This window comes from Pantoea sp. SGAir0215 (assembly GCF_043543215.1).
On the sequence record NZ_CP028031.1, the window covers coordinates 720618 to 739664 of the forward strand.

Here is a 19047-nt window from a genome sequence, read left to right on the forward strand (position 1 = left end):
AATGAATAAAAACCAAATCAGTGCCGGGATCTGTCGCGCGTTAGTGCTGGGCGGGACAATCGCCTTATCTCTGCCGCTTCAGGCAGCGGAGAGCAGCAATCCTGCGCTGCAGGCGTTATTTGATCAGGCAACCTACTGGCATCAAAAAGCGCACGATGATCTGGCGAAGGCGTCCCTGCAGAAAGTGTTAATGGTGGAGCCTGATAACACCCAGGCACTTTACCTGCTGGCGCTCTATTCTCAGCAAAGTGGCGATAATGCGGGTGCGATGCAGTACCGTGCGCGCCTCAGCCAGGTTTCGCCCAACGATCCGCACCTGGCTGAACTGGATAACGCTCGCCAGCTGCAAAGCATTCCTCAGGCACAGCTCTCCCTGGCTCGCCAGCAGGCGCGGAGTGGCAATATCGCGGCGGCCTTGCAAACCTGGCGCAATACCTTTAGCGGCAATGAGCCGCCCCCCAGCGTTGCTGCGGAATATTACCTGACCATGGCGGGTGACCGTGCCCTGCTGCCGCAGGCGATTGAAGCATTGCGCCAGTTTTCGGCTCAGCATCCGCAGGATATGGGGGCCAGACTGGCGCTGGGAAAAGCACTGACATATCAGGATTCAACCCGACGTGAAGGGATTGAGCTGCTCAGTACACTGGCCAGCGGCAATCAGGATGCCGATCGCTCTCTTCGCCAGGCACTTTTATGGCTGGGCCCCCAGGCTTCAGATGCGCCGCTTTACCAAACCTGGCAGCAGCGTCATCCCCAGGATACTGCGGTGATGGACTATTACCGTAAAAATGTCGGCGGCGCGGAGAAGGGGGCAGGTTTTAGCGCGCTGAACAGCGGTGATGTGAACAGCGCAGAAACCAGTTTTGGCAAAGTGCTGCAGGCGAACCCCCAGGATGCGGATGCGCTGGCTGGCATGGGTTATGTGGCTCAACGAGAAGGCCGTTATCAGGAGGCGGCGGACTACTTGCAGCGCGCGGCACAACTGGGCGGCGATCAGAGCGCCGATCGGCAGAAGCAGGCTGCTGATGCGCGTTTTTATGCCCAGTTAGCCAACGCCCAACAGGCATTTAAAAACGGTGACAGTGCGCAGGCACTGGCACTCAGCGCCCCCCTTACTCAGGCGGAAGGCGAAAAAGGCGTGGCAGCAGGCTTATTCCGCGCTGATGTGTTACGTCGAAGCAATCAACCTGAGCAGGCTGAGCAGGCTTATCGCACGATCTTAAAAAACGATCCGGATAACCGCAATGCGCGCGAAGGGCTGTTCTATGTGTTACGCCAGCAGAATCGCACTGCGGAGGCCAATACATTACTGGCTTCGCTGCCAGAAAGCGTCAGACAAAGTGTGGCGCCGCGTGGCAGCAGCGTCGATCCTGTTCGCCAGTTGGCGAAGCGGCAGGTGGCAGCGGGCAACATCAGTGCGGCTATCGCCACCTTGCAGCAGGGCATTCAGCGCTATCCGCAGGATGGCTGGTTACGCCTTGATTTGGCGCGACTTTATCGGCAACAAGGTGATTCAATCCAGGCGGCGAGCGTGATGCAGCCAGTGATGCGCGACGGCGCCAGCACGGCTGAGCTTTATGCCGGTGCGTTAAACGCCAGCGAAAGTGGTGCCTGGCAGCAGGCAAGCGCATTGCTGGCCCGTATTCCCGCTAGTGCACAAACGCGTGATATGCGGGAACTGGCACAGCGGGTAAATTTTAATCTGCAAATGGCCACGGCCGATCAGTATCTGGCTCAAGGATCTGATGCGGCAGCGGCGAATACGTTAAAAGCCCTTGCCGTCAACCCGCCGGATAATCCGGTTGATGCGGGAAATCTGGCACAGAAACTGGCAAAAGCCGGCGATCTTGCCGGTGCCGTAGCGGTCGTGCGTGGCAATATGCAACGGGGTGTTCAGGGCAATGCCGGTGACTATGCTGCACAGGTGGCCGTGCTGAACCAGGCCGGACTTGAGAGTGAAGCACAACGTTTTCTGAGCACGCCTGCGCTGCAGGCACGCAGTACGCCTAAGCAACTGGCCGACTTGCGTGAAGGCTATTTGATTAACGAGGTGGATCGTCTGCGTCAGCAGAAACAGTACGCCGCCGCGTACGATAAGTTAATTGGCGCGCTGCAGCGCGATCCACAAAACCGCGATTTAATGTTTGCCATGGCCCGTCTCTATCAGGACGGCAAAATGAATAAAGACGCGGGCGTCGTCTATGACTACTTAATGACGCAGGATACGCCGTCGCAGGACGCGCGCGTTGGCGCGATCAATGTTGCCCTGGCGCAAAACGATGTGCAGCGTGCCAATGAACTGGCCCGTGGCCTGACGCCCGACCCGACGCCGCAACGTCAGTTGCTCCTCGCGCAGGTGGCAGAAGCCAATGGCGACCATAGCCAGGCCATGCGTTATCTGCGAACGGCGCGGGGACAAATTATCGGTCTGCAAGGTGCGCAGTCCGGCACCACGCCAACCATCGGCGGACTGGCACTCGCTGACAACCCATTTGTGAACCGCAGCATTTCGCCTGTTGGGCGCACGCCGTCGACGTATGGCACGGTATTGCCCTGGCAGGTTGCGCCGGCCTCATCAGGCACATCGCCGGATGCCACCGTGGCCAGTACGACGAATGTTCCCTCTCAGCAGGCTCAGACGTTACATGATATTGATGCCATGATGGAAACCCTCCAGGAAAAAACGGGCACCTGGGCACAGGGCACGGTACAGGTACGCGGACGTGACGGTGAGTCGGGCCTGAGTCAGCTGACGGAAGCGAAAGCTCCACTCACTTTCTCAACTGTGCCGTTCGGCGACGCACGGTTCGACTTTACCATGACGCCAGTGTCACTGACGGCGGGCAGCGCTGCGGGCGATGCATGGCGGCGTTTCGGCACCAACGCACTGGAACAAGGCAAAGTGGTGGCGGCCAATGGCGCAAAAGTGGACGACGTGCCGACGGCCTCGACCAATTCGCAAACGGCCTCTGGGGTTGAGCTAAGCCTGGCGCTTAAGGGCGACAGCTACAAAGTGGATTTAGGCAGTACGCCGCTGGGCCAGGACCTGAATACGCTGGTCGGTGGTGTGCAGTGGTCGCCCAAAATCACGGACTTCCTGACGCTTATCCTGACCGGGGAACGGCGTGCGATTACTGACAGTCTGCTGTCCTATGTCGGGACTGAAGATAAATCCAGCGGCAAGCGTTGGGGGAACGTCACCAAAAACGGCGGTAATGCCTTACTGAGCTACGATAATGGCGACGCCGGCATGTATGTCGGGGCTGGCGCTTACAGCTATGTAGGTGAAAACGTAGCCAGTAACAACAACCTGCAAGCCAATGCGGGCGTCTATGTTCGTCCATTCCATGCTGACGATCGTGAACTTAAAGTCGGTATGAGTTTATCGTGGATGGATTTCTCAAAAAATCTCAGCTACTTCAGCTACGGACAGGGTGGCTATTTTAGCCCGCAGGATTATGCGTCCATCTCCTTCCCGATCGACTTCACGCGCACCTTCGATGACCTGAAGGTGAATATTGGCGGCGCGTTGGGTTACCAGAGTTACAGCCAGGATAAGAGTGCGTACTTCCCGAACGATCCGTCCCGTCAGGCACAGCTGGAAGCGCTGGCCGCCAACGGGCATGTCAAAAGCGCCTTCTACGAGGGCAACAGTAAAAACGGTGTAGGTTACAACCTGCATGCAGGTGCCGATTATAAAATCGATAAAGATGTCACGATTGGCGGGCAACTGGGTTATGACACCTTTGGTGATTATAACGAAAGCAGCGCGCAGCTCTATTTCCGCTACCTGTTCGGAGACAACTAATGAGTGAAGCTTTGAGTGGGCCGAGCCACCCACATCAGCCTGGCTGGTTTGATCTGGTCAGCGTTCTGGTCGAAGGCATGATTGCCAACGCGGGCCAGGAGCAGGCCACGGCTTTTTTATATAACATGGGTGAATCACTTGCGGCACGTTATGCGTTGCCCGCAGCCCGTACCGTGCAGGATCTGGAGCGTGAATGTAACCTGCAACTGGCCCGCTTCAACTGGGGGTTTGTTCAGTTACAGCCGCAGGATAGTGCCATCTTAATTAAGCACCACGCTGCACCCGCAGGCGACAGTTATCAGCCTGCCGCCGACTGGCAGACGGCATTTGCTGCCATTCTCGCGGGGCTTTTCTCCGGCTGGCTTCAGGGGCAGGGCGGCAGTAAAGCCGTACCGGTGACGCTGGAGCTTAATGACGGCAATACGTTGCATTTCCGATATCAATAAGGTGCTCTGATGAGACTTAAGTCAGTGTGGTCAGGAATTCTGGTCTGTTTTATGGTGATGTTTTTTAGTGCTCAGGCGATGGCCAACGGGTGGGATACCTACAAAAGCCGCTTCCTGCAGTCAGACGGGCGCATTATTGATACGGGAAATAATAATGTCAGCCATACCGAAGGGCAGGGTTACGGCATGTTGCTGGCGGTCGCCTACGATGACCGCGCGGCTTTTGACCGGCTCTGGAAATGGACTCGCACCACGTTGCGAAATCCGCAAAACGATCTGTTCTACTGGCGCTATATTCCCGGAGCACAGGATCCGGTAGCGGATAAAAACAATGCTTCTGATGGCGATGTGTTAATTGCCTGGGCGTTACAGCGTGCGGCGCAAAAGTGGAACGTCGCAGATTACCAACAGGAATCAGACCGCATTCAGCGTGCCATTGTAAAACTGGATGTGGCGAATTTCGGCGGTTACACCGTGTTGATGCCCGGTGCGCAGGGTTTCAACAAAAACAGCTATGTGGTGCTGAACCCGTCTTATTTTCTGTTTGTTGCCTGGCAGGAGTTTGGCCAGCGCAGCCATCTACAGGTATGGAATAAGCTGATTGACGGTGGAATGGCCTTGCTGGGCAAAATGCATTTCGGCAACAGCGACCTGCCGCTGGACTGGGTAGCGCTGAATGCGGATGGTTCCGTTGCGCCAGCGGTGGGCTATTCAAACCGATTCAGTTATGACGCGATTCGCGTCCCGCTCAACATCTGGTGGTACGATCCGCAAAGCCTGGCGCTGGGCCCCTTTCAGCGCCTCTGGCAAGGTTATAGTCGCACGAATACGCCAGCCTGGTTTGATGTTCTGGCCAATACGGCGGCCCCTTATAATATGGACGGCGGCTTACTGGCGGTACGGGATTTGGTGCTGAACCAAACCGGCTACCTGAGCGACAAGCTGTCGCCCGGGCAGAACTACTTTTCTGCCAGCCTCCAGTTGCTGACCTGGACAGCCTGGCAGGAGAAGCACTAAGCGCCTGATGCCCGCTCTGCGGCATGCTGTTCCGGCATGCCGCTTTTCATGTGGTCACTGACGTGACCGCAATTCCGATTCGTCTGCTTCCGCCCCCTTAAGCCACAAATACATCTTGCGATAGGATATACTTGACGCGCTTTTCTTTTCTGATGTCTACGCTCGTCACGAGCCGGGAGTGAATTTTTGCGCGTAAGCCGATCGCTGACGATAAAACAGATGGCGACAGTCTCGCTGATAGCGACAGTGACCATCAGCATTTTTATCGTTATCCAACTGTTTCATTTTGTGCAACAGCGCAGAATCGACTACGCCCAGCAGATGGAGAATATTGCGCATACCGTGCGTCAGCCGCTGTCTGAAGCGGTGCTGAAAGCGGACATCCCTCAGGCTGAACGCATTCTTAATTCGTTAAAACCCGCCGGGATTTTGTCGCGTGCTGATGTGGTGCTGCCGAATGCGTTCCAGGCGCTGCATGCGAACTTCGAAAACGAGAAACCCGTTCCCAGACTGATCGCCAGGATCTTTGAACTGCCGGTGCAAATCACCTTACCGCTCTACTCTGTTGAGCATACCGGTTTACCGAAGCCGCTGGCTTATCTGGTACTGCAGGCGAATTCATTTCGTGTTTACCAGTTTATTCTGAGCACGTTCTCCACGATGATCATCACCTATTTGCTGCTGGCACTCATCCTGTCCGTTTCAATTAGCTGGTGTATAAACCGGTTGGTGGTGCATCCGCTGCGCCGTATCTCCCGTGAAATACAGGAACTGCCACCGCAGGCGATTCTGACCCACAAACTGTCTGTGCCAGCCGATCACCGTGACGATGAAATCGGTATGTTGATTCGCAGCTATAACCGCAACCAGCAGGTGCTTGAGTCCATTCATGATCAGATGAGTCGGTTAACAACGCATTTCGACGTCACCGATCTGCCGAATCGGGCGCTGTTTTTAGCTTTACTGGAACAGTTTATCCACGCTCGTCGCCATGCTTTTAGTGTGATGGTGATACGCATCGAAACCCTGCAGGAAGCGAATGGTGTACTCAGTGATGAACAGCGCGATACGTTGATGCTGACGCTGGCTGAGAAAATTCGCAGCACCATTGATGATCAGACATTGCTGGCACAGACTGCTACCAGTGATTTTGTCTTACTGATGAAATCAGCCAGCAACCCCTTTCGCGCGATGCGGCTGGCCCGCAATCTGATGATTCGCCTTAATCAGCCTGTCACTCTGCATCAGCTACAACTGCGACCCAATGCCAGTATCGGTCTGGCGTTAAGCGAAGAAGATGAAACGACGGGGGCTAATGAGATGCTGGATCGTGCGACCTCCGCAATGATGTCAGCCCGTCGTCAGGGCAAAAATCAGATCCTGTTTTTTGATGCCGCCCTCACCGAACGGGCGCAAAAGCGCTTAACTCAGGAACACGATATCTTACAGGGCTTGCACGACGAGCAGTTTGCCCTCTATTTGCAACCCCAGATTGATATGCGCACCGGCAGGCTGGCGGGTGCGGAGGCACTACTGCGTATGCGTCAGGCGGACGGCCGGTACGGATTACCCGAAGAGTTCATCGCCAGCGCGGAAGAAATCGGGGTGATTTCAGCGATTGGCCGCTGGGTATTTGAAGAAGCATGCCGCATTCTGGCTGGCTGGCAGCGCCATGGGGTGAGGGTCCCGCTGAGTATCAATATTTCTGCCGTTCAGTTACGCGATGTCAGCATTGTGAATCATCTGCAATCCTTGCTGGCGCGCCATTCAATTGCGCCAGGCACATTAGTGCTGGAGATTACCGAAACCGCGCAAATGGGCGATGCTGAGCAGGCTATTTCCCTGCTGCGGATGTTGCAAAAAACCGGCGTTGCCGTTGCACTGGATGACTTTGGGATGGGCTATTCCAATCTTAACTACCTGCATCAGTTTAAAGCCTTACCGGTTAACAAACTGAAAATGGATCGCAGCTTTGTTGCCGCGTTGCCTGAGGACGACACGATGGTGCGTATCGTGGCGGCCATTGCTGACATTATTGACCTGGATGTCATTGCTGAAGGGGTGGAAACCAGTGAACAGCGTGACTGGCTGCTGGCCCGCGGTATCACGATTGGTCAGGGCTATCTTTATTCTGAAGCCGTGCCGCTGGCGCAATTTACTCATCAATGGCTGGATAATGCCCTGGAGGAGGAATAACGCCCTGATTCCTTGATTTTGCGAGAAATTTAGTTACAAAACCCCTTGCTGAAGCGTTTCAGTTCAGAATTACGCGCCTATCATTTCCCCTGACTTTGCAGCCCTGTATTAATCACGTAAACAGAGTGTTATTTTCTGTCCACTGCCTGACCTGCCAGCCCTGTCAGACAGTCACAATAAAAAATCCGACAACATTACCTCTCGTTAGTGGATACCTGTTTATGAAACTATTTAAAAGCCTTTATTTCCAGGTTCTGGTCGCCATCGCCATCGGCGTGCTTCTGGGCCATTTCTATCCTGATTTAGGGACGCAGATGAAGCCGCTAGGGGATGGCTTTGTTAAACTGATCAAGATGATCATCGCCCCCGTGATTTTCTGCACAGTCGTTACCGGTATTGCCGGAATGGAAAGCATGAAAGCCGTGGGCCGCACCGGTGCGGTTGCGCTGCTTTACTTTGAAATCGTCAGTACCCTTGCGCTGATTATCGGCCTGATCGTCGTTAACGTTGTGCAACCTGGCGCGGGAATGAACGTTGATCCTGCGACGCTGGATGCCAAAGCGGTTGCCATCTATGCGCAACAGGCTGAGCAGCAAGGCATTGTGGCCTTTTTACTGGATGTGATTCCGGGTAGCGTGATTGGCGCCTTCGCCAGTGGCAATATCCTGCAGGTATTACTGTTTGCCGTGCTGTTTGGCTTCGCATTGCATCGTCTGGGCAACACGGGCACATTGATTTTCAATGTGATCGAGAGCTTCTCAAAGGTCATTTTCGGCATCATCAATATGATTATGCGCCTGGCGCCTATCGGGGCCTTTGGTGCCATGGCCTTTACCATTGGTAAATATGGCGTAGGTTCACTGGTGCAGCTTGGCCAGCTCATTATCTGTTTCTATATTACCTGTGTGCTGTTTGTCGTCGTTGTGCTGGGGCTGATTGCCCGCCTCTTCGGTGGCTTTAGCATCTTCAAATTCATTGCCTACATTAAAGAAGAACTGCTGATTGTTCTGGGAACGTCCTCATCCGAATCGGCGCTGCCGCGTATGCTGGATAAGATGGAGCGGCTGGGTTGTAAGAAATCCGTGGTGGGACTGGTCATTCCCACAGGTTACTCCTTTAACCTGGACGGTACCTCTATCTACCTGACGATGGCGGCTGTTTTCATTGCTCAGGCAACAAATGCGCATATGGATATCTTCCATCAGGTTACCCTGCTGGTGGTATTACTGCTCTCTTCTAAAGGGGCGGCGGGCGTTACAGGCAGCGGCTTTATTGTTCTGGCTGCAACACTGTCGGCAGTGGGACATTTACCCGTTGCCGGCCTGGCGCTGATTTTGGGTATCGACCGCTTTATGTCAGAAGCCCGTGCGCTGACGAACCTGGTAGGTAATGGCGTAGCAACCGTTGTGGTCGCGAAATGGGTTGATCAACTGGATAAAAAACAGTTGGGTGAGACATTAGCGGGCAAAAATGGCGCAAAAGACCCGTCTGAATCCACGATTTAATCCTTGAATGTGATTTAATCCTCTCAAATGCCCGCTGTCACTTGCCCTGACAGCGGGCATTTGGATAATAACCCCACTTGTTTTTTTCAACGTTTTTCACTTCGTTGCGTGACATCCCGGTCTTCCTGTGGTCAAACCTGTTGTTAATGATCGGCAGCGCGAATCGGCAATGACCGGTTCGCTTATAAACGCGGCTAAACGTGCCAGTGATAACGATTTTTTGAATTGTTTGAGTAGGGGTTCACATGCAGGGCACCAGAATTCGGCTTTTGGTTGGTGGACTAGTGCTGGCAGCGACCAGTTACGGTGCATCCGCTGAAACGCTGCAACCTGATCCAGCCTGGCAACAGGGAAAACTGGACAACGGATTTAGCTGGCAACTGTTGGCAACACCGCAACGGCCAAGCGACCGCATTGAATTGCGTATGGTGGTTAACACAGGCTCACTGGTAGAAAGTGCGCAGCAAACCGGTTTTAGCCACCTTTTGTCACGTCTGGCGCTGGTTCATAACACCGCACTGGATACAAATCAGCAGCGTGCTTTATGGCAGCAGGGCATCGATCCACAGCGCCCGTTACCGCCCGTCATCACATCGTATGATTACACGCAATATAACTTAAGCTTACCCAATAACCGTCCAGACCTGTTAAAGGAAGCCCTGAACTGGCTGGCCGCGACGGCTGGCGATATGGCGATCACTAATCAGGTGGTGGACACCGCGTTATCTGCTTCCGATCCGGTTAAAACCTGGCCAACGGATACGCAGGATGTCTGGTGGCGCTACAGACTGAAAGGGTCCGCGCTATTAGCGCACGATCCGGCAGAGAAACCGCGCGCGCCGGTGGATATCGCACAGCTAAAAAGCTTTTATCAGCAGTGGTACACGCCGGATGCCATCACTCTGTATGTGGTCGGCAATGTCGACAGCCGTAGTTTTTCTGAGCAGATCAATAAAGCGTTCTCCTCGCTGGAAGGCAAGCGCAGTTCGGCTGCGCCGGTGCCGACCTTGTCTCCGTTACCGCATGATCCAGTGAATCTGGTAAGCGGCAGCGGCGCGCAGGACCGTCTTTCTCTGGTGTGGGATACACCCTGGCAGCCTATCCGTGATTCACAAAACCTCCAGCGTTACTGGCGGGGCGACCTGGCGCGTGAGGCGCTGTTCTGGCACGTTCAACGTGCGTTGAGCAACAGCAAAGCGCAGGGCGTTCAGGTTGGCTTTGATTGCCGGGTGCTTTATCAACGCGCCCAGTGTTCCATTAATATGGACACGCGCAACGACAGCCTGGAACAGAATATGAATCTGGTGGCACGTGAGCTGGCCGCCGTACGCGATAACGGTTTGCCTCAGGAAGAGTTTGACGCGCTGATGGCTCAGAAGCTGCTGGAACTGAATAAGCTGTTTACCACCTATGCCCGCACTGATACGGACGTGCTGATCAGTCAGCGCCTGCGCTCGCAACGTAATTCTGTGGTGGATATCGCGCCGGAACAGTATCAAAAGTTGCGGCAGGATTTCCTGGCAGGTCTGACACGTGATCAGATGAATCAGGAATTACGGCAGCAGCTCAGTCAGGAACTCATGATGGTGCTGATTCAGCCGGAAGGCGAAACAGAAACCAATGTGAAAAGCCTTAAAGCTGACTGGGACAAACTGATGGGGGAACCTGCTCCGTCGGCAGCGCAGTCAGGCGGCACTGACGTCAGCCAGCCGGAGAGCAGCCCCGCAGGTGACGCTGCCCCACCGGCCTCCTGATTGATCAGGTTTTTGCCCTGAGCCATTCGGTCACCAGCATCGGCCAGCTGGCAAGGGGCAAATCCGCTACACCACGAATGCCGAAGCCGTGCCCACCTTTCTGATAAAAATGCACTTCCACGGGGACGTTATGTTCCCGTAACGCGCTAAAAAATACCATGCTGTTATTCACTGGCACGTCATCATCATCGGCGGCATGAATCAGCAACGTAGGCGGCACCTGACTGTGAACCCGGGTCTCGAGTGAATAAGCATCAATAGTTTTTTGATCGGGCCAGGCACCTAATAAGCGTGTGCGTGATCCTTCATGGGCCAGACCATCGCGCATACTGATGACCGGATAAACCAGAACCATTGCATCCGGCCGAGGCGACAGGTTTTCTGCACTGTCCTGAACGGGATAAAGTTTTTCGCCGAAACGCGTACCCAGGCTCGCGGTGACGTGGCCGCCAGCAGAAAAGCCCATCATCACAATATATTTTCCGTTTAGCCCGCGCTGTGCCCGTTCACGTAGTACGCGCACGGCGCGCTGTGCGTCGGCCAGCGGTGCATCTGGTCCTTCGTGATGTCCATCATAGGGCAGGCGATAAGTCATTACCGCCAGGGTATAACCCATCGAAGTAAAGAACGTTGCCAGCGCACTGCCTTCACGATCAATCATGATGCGCTGGTAGCCGCCCCCTGGCGCAACCAGCAAGGTGATGCCATTGGATTCAACAGGATGCCAGATAGCCATTTCCGGGCAGCGTACACCGGTTGCTACGCGGTCGTAGGGTTCATACTCTTTTGCGGTATCTACAATCTGGGGCTGAGCACGAGAATCGCTGGCGCCTGGCGCATCACCATTTGGCCAGATATTAATAATTTCTGTATTCATAGCAGTGTCCTGATGCGAGAGATGTTGTCGTTGTTTTGTTCGCGGCCGTGAGAACAGCATCCTGCTGTCGCTGTTTAAAAGATGGCCTGTTTTAATGTAATCGTCCAACCTAAAAGCGGTTTATACATGAGATTCGGACTATGCCTGGCGTTGAAGCTACCTGGCTAACTTGATAATTTAAAAGGAATAAAAACGCATTAAGATTAGAAACTGTTAACAGATGAGGACCATAGGCGACGGCGTTAAAACGGCTGAGCTGACTTAAGCTAAATGAGCGGTTTTTCATGTTGCCCTGACGGAAATAGCAGGAATTTATTCCCCTGTGATGTTTCAGGAAACATAATGTCTGGATGCCGGACGGTACGATGCCATTGCGGCTCAATATATCGTCCCGCTTCATGGGGGCTTATTAATCGTCAGTGTATCCTGACCGTCAACTCTCCAGAAGGCGTTCAGGTGGCGTTTCAGTAACAGCCCTCCGGATCACGGAACTGTCCCCTTGAGTTACCTTCGTGAACAGTTTTGGCGGCTTTACTACGGTGTCCCACGGTTTTCTGCCAACGCTGTTAGCGCATCGACGTCATTCTGCGCCTTTGCGTTGATGGCAAAAGCCATGCCATCGAAGCTCTCTTCAGCGAACGCAGGCGGTACCGTATCGTTGAATATCCTTTGCCTGCGGATAACGTCTGGGCTTCGTACCGCGGTTTTTGAAAAACAGGATGGGGGGATTTGGCTCAATAATCTGCGTCTTACACCCACTCGCTTTGTAAAAGCCTGACGCTTTTTCCCTGTCGCGTATACCAGACAGACCAGATTAATGCGCTTCGTATCCACCCCCGTTTTCCTTCAGGCACAGACATGCTGCCTGTACCGGTGTCCCCGTGATGAGCGACTGGCAATCATTCCGGCATTGCCGAACGCGGAATGATCGCACCGCGGTACTGAATCACTGTGCTGGCGGTGAGATGACCGCGCCGTGCCGCTTCTTCTGTCGTCGCGCCGACAAGTCGCCTGGCCAGGTAGCCCGCACTGAATGAATCCCCGGCGGCCGTGGTATCGACAATCTTTTCTTTTGGCAGCGCGACGGAAGGCACCTCGGCCAATGGCTGGTCTTCAAACGCAATCAGGCACGATTCCGCCCCGCGTTTGATGACGACTTCCTTTACGCCCGCATCACGTGCGCGGGCAATGACGTCCTCAACAGACTGTTCGCCCCATAACAAGTGCTCGTCATCCAGCGTCAGGAACGCCATATCCGTGTTTTCGAGCATTGTCTGGTAAGCCTGGCGAGTAGTGACCTTATCTTTCCACAAGCGCGGGCGGTAATTATTATCAAATATCACTTTCCCCCCGTTTGCCCTACAGTCTGCGAGCAGTTGCATGAGCCGGGCGCGACTGTCGTCAGGCAGGATAGCCAGGCTGATTCCGCTCAGATAAAGATAGTCGTAATGTTTAAGCTGTTGGCAAATGTCGTCGGCACCCGGGCCATCAAGCCAGTAACGGGCTGCCGCATCACTGCGCCAGTACCAAAAGGAGCGTTCGCCCTGATCGTCGGTTTGGATCATGTACAAACCCGGCATTTTGTTTTCAAGGCGCTGGATCAGTGCAGTATTGACGTTTTCCGCCTGCCAGCGAGTCATCATCTCTGCGCTAAAGGGATCAATGCCCAGTGCGGTGACATAATCAACCCGTACATCCTGTTGACTGACCTGCCGGGCCAGATAAACCGCAGTATTCAGCGTGTCACCGCCAAAGCCGCGTTTGAGGTTCTCACCCTTCTCGGACAACTCAATCATGCACTCACCAATAATAGCGATCTTTATCTGCGTCATGGTTTCAGGCCTGTAGTAAAAGTTCGCTTCAGTCTCGCGTTTGTAAGGCCTGTCGTCAACTTTTTAAAACAGTGTTTTAATTTAATTTAGGGCGCTAAAACATGATAATTAACCCGATAACGCGCCCTGTTTCGGCGATTGTCGTGTCAAAACTCGCGTAGACTCGTGGCTCCTATGTGGCCAGATTTTCACTATGTATCGAAATACAAACGATAATTGCCGCTAAGCCGCCCAAATGAAGGCGCTTACTATCAACCAGGAAAAGACCATGGTTATGGAGAATATTAGTCAATGGCTACCTTCTTCAGTTGACATCACTCCCCAGCAGAAAAAGCGCCTCTTCTGGCGACAGTGTCAACGCCAGTATACCTTTCAGCCTATCTACAAAGTCTCTGGGCGGCTGTTGGCGATTGAGTTGCTGACGGCGGTCATGCATCCGTCTGAACCTGAAAAAAAACTTTCCCCGGAAGCGTATTTTGCTGAGCTGGAGATAGCAGAGCGCCTTGACGTTGTGCAGGAGCAGTTAACGTTGCTCAGCCAGTGGGAAGCTTTCTTTGCCGATAATGAGGTCATGGCATCAGTCAATATTGACGGCCCCTCTCTGTCATTAATACAACACCATCTGCCGATTCGCAGCCTTATCACCCGATTGCCCTGGGTGCGCTTTGAACTGACCGAGCACCACGTTTTGCCTCAGGAAGAGATGGTGGCGCAAATGCCGGAGTTGGGGCCGCTCTGGCTGGATGATTTCGGCTCAGGGATGGCAAATTTTTCTGCCCTGACGGAGCTGAAATACGACTACATCAAGTTGTCGCGCGAATTGTTTATTTTGTTGTGTGCATCGGGGGAAGGGCGAACACTCTTTCCTATGCTGTTGTCGCTGATTAACCGCTACTGTAACGGCGTTATTGTTGAAGGCGTGGAAACGCAGGATGAATGGGAGCAGGTAAAAGCCTCTCCGGCCATTGCGGCGCAGGGATATTTTTTCTCACGCCCCGCCCCTTTTTCGGAACTGGCGTACCTGCCTGTCCAGCTTGATTGATCCCTTCCGGCTCGCTCTCGACTATCTTTAACGGAGACCGTGAAAGAGCAGGGAGGATGCCTAATGTCACGCGCTGGAAAAATAGTCAGTTGGATAGCGGGAATTTTAGTCCTGGTGATCGTCGTCGTGGTCATTGTCATTGCCACATTCGACTGGAATCGCCTGAAGCCGACCATCAACAAAAAAGTCTCAGCAGAACTGAACCGACCTTTTGCCATTCGTGGTGATTTGGGTATCGCGTGGCAACGACAACGCGACGAACCGGGATGGCGCAGTTTTATCCCCTGGCCGCATCTGCATGCCGAAGACATCATGCTGGGCAATCCGCCTGATATTCCCGATGTCACTATGATTCATCTCCAGCGCGTCGACGCAACGCTTGCGCCGCTGGCACTGCTGCACAAACAAGTCTTTATCCCCTGGATAAAGCTACAGCAGCCGGATGCCCGGTTGATTCAAACCGCCGACAAGAAAAACAACTGGACGTTTACGCTCGCTGAGAGTGACAGCAAAGACGACAATGCGCCGCCTTCCGCCTGGTCATTTCGGCTGGACAATATTCTGTTCGATCAGGGAACCCTGCTTTATCGCGATGCGGTTAACAAGGCTGATGTCACTGTAAAACTCAATTCGCTTGGCAAACCTGTGCCTTTCGCGCAAATCGCGGGTGGAGACGACAGCCAAAAAGGGGCGGGCGACTTTGTTTTCGGCTGGCAGGCCGAAGGGCGCTATAACAATGAAAAACTCACGGGCCAGGGTAAGCTCGGCGGCATGTTATCACTGCGAAGCCAGACGACACCGTTCCCGGTGCAGGCGGATGTCCGTAACGGTACTACACGGGTACAGCTTTCTGGCGGTGTGCAGGATCCGTTAAATCTGGGCGGACTGGATGTGCGTTTGCGTTTTTCTGGCGACACGCTGGCGAATCTGTATGGCCTGACGGGCGTGTTATTACCGGATACGCCGCCCTATGAAACAGATGGTCGCCTTATTGCTAAATTCACTGGTAAAGACGGGTCTGTTTTCCGCTATCAGGCATTCAATGGGCACATTGGCGATAGCGATATTCATGGCTCCCTGACCTACAGCCAGGGCAAACCTCGCCCTAAACTGATAGGGGAACTGCGCTCTGACCAATTGCGTATGGCAGATTTGGGGCCGCTTATTGGCGTTGACTCCGGCAAAGGCAGTGAGAAAACGCAACAGGCTAAGGCAAAGCGCGGCGAAAAATCGACACAGCCTGCCGATCGTGTTTTGCCTCATGATCAATTCGATACGAAAAACTGGTCGGTGATGGATGCTGACGTGAAGTTCAGTGGTAAACGTATCGAACACAGTAATTCCTTGCCGTTAAGCGATCTTTACACGCATTTGCAGCTTGATAACGGTAATCTACTGCTCGATCCGCTGCGTTTTGGCATGGCCGGGGGCAACCTGAACAGCACTATTCGTTTAGAAGGCGATCGCTCTCCCATGCGAGGCCGCGCGGATATTCATGCGCGTAAACTTCGCCTGCGCCAGTTGTTTCCCAATGTACAGGCAATGCAAAACAGTCTGGGACAGCTTAACGGTGATGCCAGCTTGACGGGCACGGGCAATTCTGTGGCTGACCTGCTCGCAACCAGTAACGGCCAACTCAAGCTGCTAATGAACGACGGACTGATTAGCCGCAACCTGATGGAGATTGCCGGATTAAATGTCGGTAACTATCTGGTTGGTAAGCTGTTCGGTGATGATGAGGTGCGCATCAACTGTGCGGCAACGGATCTGAAATTGCAAAACGGTCTGGCCACGCCAAACCTGTTTGTGTTCGATACGGAAAATGCGGTCATCAACGTGACGGGAAATGCGAATTTCGCCACTGAACGTCTGGACCTGTCTGTGAATCCAGAGAGTAAAGGCATTCGTATCGTGACCCTGCGCTCACCGCTGTACGTCCGTGGTACGTTTAAAAATCCGGATGCCGGTGTGAAGACCGGGCCACTAGTGGCGCGTGGTGCGGCAGCCGTTGCCTTGGGTGCCGTGGTAGCACCGGCGGCGGCCTTACTGGCACTGATTTCTCCCAGCGATAATGATGAAAATCAGTGCAGCCGGGTATTGCAGCAGATGAAAAGCAAAAAATAATCAGTTGCGATAGAGCACTTTGATGATGTGATAACCAAACGCGGTTTTCACCGGCCCAAAGGGTTGTAACAGTGGGCAGGTGAAGGCCGCTTTATCAAATGCAGCTACCATCTTTCCCCGCCGGAATTCACCCAGATCGCCGCCGTTTCGGCCTGAAGGGCAGATGGAGTGTTTTTTAGCAAGCTGCTGGAAATTCTCCCCTTTTTTCAGCTTCTCCAGCAAGACTTTCGCCTCTGCCTCCTGTTTCACCAGAATATGTAAAGCCGCGGCAGTTTTCGCCATGATGGTGTCTCTGTTGTGTATAATTGCCCTCCATTATAAACCCGTCTTTTCAAATCGCAGAGACGTTAACGGCACCGCGTTCATGCCGTTGGCACGCGTGTGAGGCGAAGCGGGTATCTTATTCCAACAGAGCGATTCCCTATGCGTTTAAACTCCAGCCAACAACGTGCCGTCGAATTTGTCACCGGTCCCTGTCTGGTGCTGGCGGGGGCTGGCTCGGGTAAAACCCGCGTTATCACCAATAAGATCGCACATCTGATTCGGGAGTGCGGTTACCAGGCGCGCCACATTGCGGCCGTGACGTTCACGAATAAAGCCTCACGTGAAATGAAAGAGCGCGTCGCGCAAACGCTGGGGCGTAAGGAGGCGCGCGGCCTGATGATCTCGACATTCCATACCCTGGGACTGGAGATTATTAAGCGCGAATATGCGGCGCTGGGAATGAAGTCTAACTTTTCCCTGTTCGACGACCAGGATCAACTGGCCCTGCTTAAAGACCTGACCAGCCAGTGGCTGGAAGAGGACAAGACCTTACTGCAGCAGTTGATTTCCACCCTTTCCAACTGGAAAAATGATTTGGTTGATCCGCCCAAGGCGGCGGCATTAGCCCGTTCGGAGCGCGATAACGTTTTCGCGCACTGCTATGCCCTGTATGATCAGCACCTTAAAGCCTGTAATGTGCTGGATTTTGACGACCTGATCTTGTTGCCGACCCTTCTGCTACAGCGTAATCAGGAAGTGCGCGAGCGCTGGCAGCAACGTATTCGCTATCTGCTGGTCGATGAATATCAGGATACCAATACCAGCCAGTACGAACTGGTTAAATTGCTGGTGGGTGCCAGAGCGCGTTTTACTGTCGTTGGCGATGACGATCAGTCGATCTATTCCTGGCGCGGAGCGCGGCCGCAAAATCTGGTCCTGCTGAATGAGGATTTCCCGACGCTGGAAGTGGTGAAGCTTGAGCAGAATTACCGATCTTCACAGCGTATCCTTAAAGCTGCCAATATCCTGATTGCCAACAATCCGCATGTGTTCGAGAAGCGCCTGTTTTCTGAACTGGGTATCGGTAGTGAACTGAAAGTGCTGAGCGCAAACAGTGAAGAACACGAAGCCGAGCGGGTAACGGGTGAACTGATTGCTCATCACTTTATCAATAAAACGCAGTATAAAGATTACGCCATTCTGTACCGGGGGAATCACCAGTCCCGGGTATTCGAAAAATTCTTGATGCAGAACCGTATCCCTTACCGGATTTCAGGTGGCACCTCCTTTTTCTCACGGCCAGAAATAAAAGATCTGTTAGCGTATTTACGCGTACTCACTAACCCCGACGATGACAGCGCCTTTTTACGGATTGTGAATACTCCCCGGCGTGAAATTGGCCCGGCGACGCTGCAAAAACTGGGTGAATGGGCCACTATCCGCAGTAAAAGTCTTTTTAACGCCAGCTTCGATGTGGGACTGGGGCAGACCCTGACCGGCCGCGGTCTTGAGCATCTGCAGCGCTTCACTCACTGGCTCAATGAGATTATCCAGCTCAGTGAGCGGGAACCCGTGAACGCTGTCCGTGATTTGATTCGCGGCATCGATTATGAAAGCTGGCTGTTTGAAACCTCCGGTAGCCCTAAAGCCGCTGAAATGCGCATGAAAAACGTCAATACGCTGTTTCAATGGATGACGGAAATGCTGGAAGGGAGCGATCTGGATGAGCCGATGACGCTGGCCCAGGTCGTCACGCGGTTTACGTTGCGCGACATGATGGAGCGCGGCGAAAGTGACGACGAGTCAGACCAGGTGCAGCTGATGACGTTGCATGCGTCTAAAGGGCTGGAATTCCCCTATGTTTTCCTGGTTGGCATGGAAGAAGGATTGCTCCCGCATCAGAGCAGTATTGATGAAAATAACGTTGAAGAAGAGCGCCGTCTGGCCTATGTCGGTATCACCCGTGCGCAGAAAGAGCTGACGTTTACCTTATGCCGTGAGCGCCGTCAGTACGGTGAACTGGTTCGCCCCGAGCCCAGCCGCTTTTTGCTGGAGCTGCCGCAGGATGATGTGGTGTGGGAAACCGAGCGTAAGGTGGTCAGTGCTGAAGAGCGAATGAAAACCGGCCAGAGTCGGGTGGCCGGATTACGGGCGATGCTGGAAAAGGCGAAAAAGGGTTAAT

Annotated in this window: 12 protein-coding genes; 9 read left to right on the forward strand and 3 right to left on the reverse strand. The window is 53.7% G+C overall.

Annotated features, from left to right (window positions below; all coding sequences use genetic code 11):
- Position 1 precedes the first annotated feature (1 nt).
- The 6 genes from C1N64_RS03500 to C1N64_RS03525 all read left to right on the forward strand — a co-directional run bounded on the left by C1N64_RS03500 (position 2) and on the right by C1N64_RS03525 (position 10726).
- The gene (locus C1N64_RS03500) at positions 2–3808 is read left to right on the forward strand and encodes a cellulose biosynthesis protein BcsC (protein WP_394515255.1); all 3807 of its coding nucleotides are present in this window, start codon (positions 2–4) and stop codon (positions 3806–3808) included.
- A complete protein-coding gene (gene bcsD / locus C1N64_RS03505) occupies positions 3808–4254 on the forward strand; it encodes a cellulose biosynthesis protein BcsD (protein ID WP_039339205.1) in 447 nt (148 codons plus the stop codon). Before C1N64_RS03500 ends, bcsD begins: the two co-directional genes overlap by 1 nt.
- Positions 4255–4263: 9 nt before the next feature.
- Positions 4264–5271 carry a glycosyl hydrolase family 8 gene (locus C1N64_RS03510; RefSeq protein WP_033737323.1) on the forward strand — a complete coding sequence of 336 codons (1008 nt, stop codon included), beginning with the start codon at positions 4264–4266 and terminating at the stop codon, positions 5269–5271.
- A 186-nt stretch (positions 5272–5457) separates the two neighbouring features.
- A complete protein-coding gene (hmsP, locus tag C1N64_RS03515) occupies positions 5458–7467 on the forward strand; it encodes a biofilm formation regulator HmsP (RefSeq protein WP_072193761.1) in 2010 nt (669 codons plus the stop codon).
- A 215-nt stretch (positions 7468–7682) separates the two neighbouring features.
- Complete coding sequence (locus tag C1N64_RS03520; protein WP_172677667.1) at positions 7683–8972, forward strand: dicarboxylate/amino acid:cation symporter; 1290 nt, start codon at positions 7683–7685, stop codon at positions 8970–8972.
- Between the two features lie 245 nt (positions 8973–9217).
- Complete coding sequence (locus C1N64_RS03525; RefSeq protein WP_033737328.1) at positions 9218–10726, forward strand: M16 family metallopeptidase; 1509 nt, start codon at positions 9218–9220, stop codon at positions 10724–10726.
- A gap of 4 nt (positions 10727–10730) precedes the next feature.
- Here the strand turns inward: C1N64_RS03525 and C1N64_RS03530 are convergent, their stop codons facing one another.
- Both C1N64_RS03530 and C1N64_RS03535 read right to left on the reverse strand, forming a co-directional pair.
- On the reverse strand, positions 10731–11603 hold the full coding sequence (locus tag C1N64_RS03530) for an alpha/beta hydrolase (RefSeq protein ID WP_006121422.1): 873 nt from the start codon (positions 11601–11603) through the stop codon (positions 10731–10733).
- Positions 11604–12502: 899 nt separating this feature from the next.
- Positions 12503–13435 carry a 2-dehydro-3-deoxygluconokinase gene (locus C1N64_RS03535; protein WP_054634730.1) on the reverse strand — a complete coding sequence of 311 codons (933 nt, stop codon included), beginning with the start codon at positions 13433–13435 and terminating at the stop codon, positions 12503–12505.
- Between the two features lie 268 nt (positions 13436–13703).
- Between C1N64_RS03535 and pdeH the strand changes: the two genes are divergently transcribed.
- Both pdeH and C1N64_RS03545 read left to right on the forward strand, forming a co-directional pair.
- Positions 13704–14477, forward strand: coding sequence for a cyclic-guanylate-specific phosphodiesterase (gene pdeH / locus C1N64_RS03540; protein WP_033737337.1), 774 nt, complete (start codon positions 13704–13706; stop codon positions 14475–14477).
- A gap of 63 nt (positions 14478–14540) precedes the next feature.
- Positions 14541–16601 carry an AsmA family protein gene (locus C1N64_RS03545; protein WP_394515256.1) on the forward strand — a complete coding sequence of 687 codons (2061 nt, stop codon included), beginning with the start codon at positions 14541–14543 and terminating at the stop codon, positions 16599–16601.
- On the opposite strand, the gene ppiC is transcribed toward C1N64_RS03545, so the two are convergent.
- Positions 16602–16883 (reverse strand): peptidylprolyl isomerase PpiC, encoded by a 282-nt coding sequence (ppiC, locus tag C1N64_RS03550; protein WP_006121426.1) that lies wholly within the window; start codon positions 16881–16883, stop codon positions 16602–16604.
- A 141-nt stretch (positions 16884–17024) separates the two neighbouring features.
- Between ppiC and rep the strand changes: the two genes are divergently transcribed.
- The gene (gene rep, locus C1N64_RS03555) at positions 17025–19046 is read left to right on the forward strand and encodes a DNA helicase Rep (protein WP_033737343.1); all 2022 of its coding nucleotides are present in this window, start codon (positions 17025–17027) and stop codon (positions 19044–19046) included.
- The last annotated feature ends 1 nt before the right edge of the window (position 19047 follow it).